2 protein-coding genes and 2 pseudogenes are annotated in these 2,264 nt (G+C 55.5%); 2 read left to right on the top strand and 2 right to left on the bottom strand.

The genetic code is table 11. The features are described 5' to 3' along the window. Positions 1–332: 332 nt before the first annotated feature. Positions 333–488, bottom strand: a pseudogene (locus tag BW950_RS14615) (transposase); the annotation flags it as partial. 259 nt (positions 489–747) lie between these two features. On the opposite strand from BW950_RS14615, the gene BW950_RS14610 reads away from it, so the two are divergent. After that, positions 748–969, top strand: a complete 222-nt coding sequence (locus tag BW950_RS14610) for a hypothetical protein (protein WP_076490028.1) — start codon at positions 748–750, stop codon at positions 967–969. Continuing rightward, complete coding sequence (locus BW950_RS15625; RefSeq protein WP_076490027.1) at positions 966–1,265, top strand: type II toxin-antitoxin system RelE/ParE family toxin; 300 nt, start codon at positions 966–968, stop codon at positions 1,263–1,265. Before BW950_RS14610 ends, BW950_RS15625 begins: the two co-directional genes overlap by 4 nt. A 693-nt stretch (positions 1,266–1,958) precedes the next feature. Here BW950_RS15625 and BW950_RS14595 read toward each other — a convergent pair. Next, positions 1,959–2,264, bottom strand: a pseudogene (locus BW950_RS14595) (hypothetical protein); the annotation flags it as partial.

Below are 2,264 nucleotides of genomic sequence, written 5' to 3'. Positions count from 1 at the left end.
AAGTAGCTTCTGAAAAAGGAATCGTGGGGTCTCTGTTCAATATTCATGGGGCTTCCTGATATCAACCTTCCTGATACCAGGAAGCCCCCGGGAGCTCTGGTGCTTGCCTCGGGGTGAATATTCCGGATGCCCCTTTGTCACCAGAGGGGTGTGGAGCGGGCGTGTTTCGGCTGCCGTCGGGCCATGCGGGGGTTCCGTCGGGGCCAGCAGGCCCCGACTGCCTGCGGCACCTCTCCTGTCCCTGACGCGGGGGGGGCTCCCGGCATTCCGCTGGTCCTTCACCCCGGCCAGATAGAGCCACCCCGGCAAGCTCAGCTACCGACGGATCACCCTTTCCCCGATTTCGCGGCGACTACCCAACTCGCGATGGTGCCCTTCGGTATCGACAACCGCAGCCCAACCTCGCTCTGAGAGAGCCCCTGTTCATTCACCATTTTGACGGCTTCACTCTTGAGCTCGTCACTATACAATCGCTTCTTCTGTTGCATCGTTTTCTTGTTCCGCATCTGGATCGTTCAAGTATACGTGTCTACTGAAGTCAGTATAGGCCAGGCCATTCAACCGCCTGACCGAATACCGGTAGATCTCGAACAATCCGTGTTGTGCGATTATGATAGTCGCAGCCGGTACATCCACACCGGCTGCATCCGCTTTTTTCGAGTGAAACAGCCTGGAAAGAATGCTTGTAGCCACTGCAATTCGAAAAACCGTCAATATTGTGGTAAAATGTTAGCAGGGAGACTCGTCATGACCAAAGAAGCGATCATAGAAGAAATCAGAAAGCATACGCCGGAAGAACAGCGGGAAATCGTAGAAGCTGTTTGGGGTCCGACTGAAGACGATTATGAGTTAACTGATGATGAAAAAGCATTAGTGGATAAGCGGTGGAAAGAAATGCAGGAGCACCCTGAACGAAATCTGACACTCCAACAATTGAAAGAACGATTTCACAGCCAGTCTACTGCATGAATTACGGTCTCGAGATACATTATGCAGTGGGCGATGATCTGGAGAACGGTCGGTTATCCTATGAACAGTTGCGGCAGGGACTTGGGGATGAACTATTCGCCGAAGTTTACTCGACGATGACCAGACTGCAGGATAATCCTCTGCTTTTTCAGAAACGGTATGGTGAGTTCAGGATTGTTGTAACCAAGCGATTTCAGTATAAAATCGTATACAGAGTTGAAGAAGAGAAAGTCTATGTCATTGCGGTCTCTCATCCTCGCCAGCATCCAACCGCCTGGATGGAACGCATAGAGTGAAGAATGTAATCATTGTGGTGAAACAACACCCCACCAAGGAAGTAATAACCTATGTGCGGAATAATTGGCTACTGCGGCCCCAAAAAAACCGATGCAGTTATCCTGGAAGGACCGCAAGCGCCTGGAATACCGCGGCTATGACTCGGCCGGGCTGTGTGTCGGGCAGCAGGGCAAAATTCTGACCTGCGCAATGCAGTCCCCGAGCAGTTTCCCGGCAGCTGGGGTATTGGACATACCCGCACCCATGGTGAGGTAAATGACCGCAACGCTCACGGGGGTGCGGATCTTTTCTTGGACTGATTTTACGCTACCTTTCCGATGGCCTGGCGGCTCAGGCGAGCCAGCCTTGTCTGCTCCTCCCGATCGGGCCGAGACGGTAATATCAGAGTAGTGATCGCGCATCGTTCAACTCCCTGCCGTTCAGGGGTTGAACGCCCCCTGAAATCTGCTATACCGCACCCTGCATTGACGCCTGCGGTCAGGCAACCAGATCAGTCATCGGAAAACCGGAAGCAGAATCATCTGGAGCGAGCGTATTCGCATCCTGACCCTGATGAGGGGAGGGGGGGCGTCCCGGCAGCCGAAACCGGCTGCCGTCGGGCCATGCGGGGGTTCCGTCGGGGCCAGCAGGCCCCGACTGCCTTCGGCACCCCTCCTGTCCCTGACGCGTGTGTGCTGGCCCCAGGGGAAGGGTTAATCCTCCCTGGCCAGCAGGGCCTGCAGCTCGGCCAGGGGGAAGTCTACAATCGGGGCGATTTCTTCCAGGGTCATGCCTGTTGCCAGCAGCCTGCGGGCAACCAGAAGCGCCTCCTTCTGGCGGCCCTTCCGGAGACCTTCCTGGATGCCTGCCCGCATCCCTTCCTGAAGCCCCTCCTGGATGCCTGCCCGCATCCCTTCCTGGATGCCTTCCTGAAGCCCCTCCTGGTGTCCCTCCATCTTTAACAGCTGGGCCGTACTCATAATATCCTCCTGGAGAACCTGATCGGTCACCTCGGATTG

It is taken from the genome of Alkalispirochaeta americana (assembly GCF_900156105.1).
In the GTDB taxonomy this organism is placed as follows: Bacteria; Spirochaetota; Spirochaetia; order DSM-27196; family Alkalispirochaetaceae; genus Alkalispirochaeta; species Alkalispirochaeta americana.
The sequence above is the reverse complement of the archived record's forward strand: the minus strand, read 5'-3'. Positions and strand labels throughout refer to the sequence as shown.

Excerpts from the sequence above, each read along its gene's own strand:
- BW950_RS14610 (WP_076490028.1), top strand. The coding sequence starts at position 748 with ATGACCAAAGAAGCGATCATAGAAGAAATCAGAAAGCATACGCCGGAA.
- BW950_RS15625 (WP_076490027.1), top strand. The coding sequence starts at position 966 with ATGAATTACGGTCTCGAGATACATTATGCAGTGGGCGATGATCTGGAG.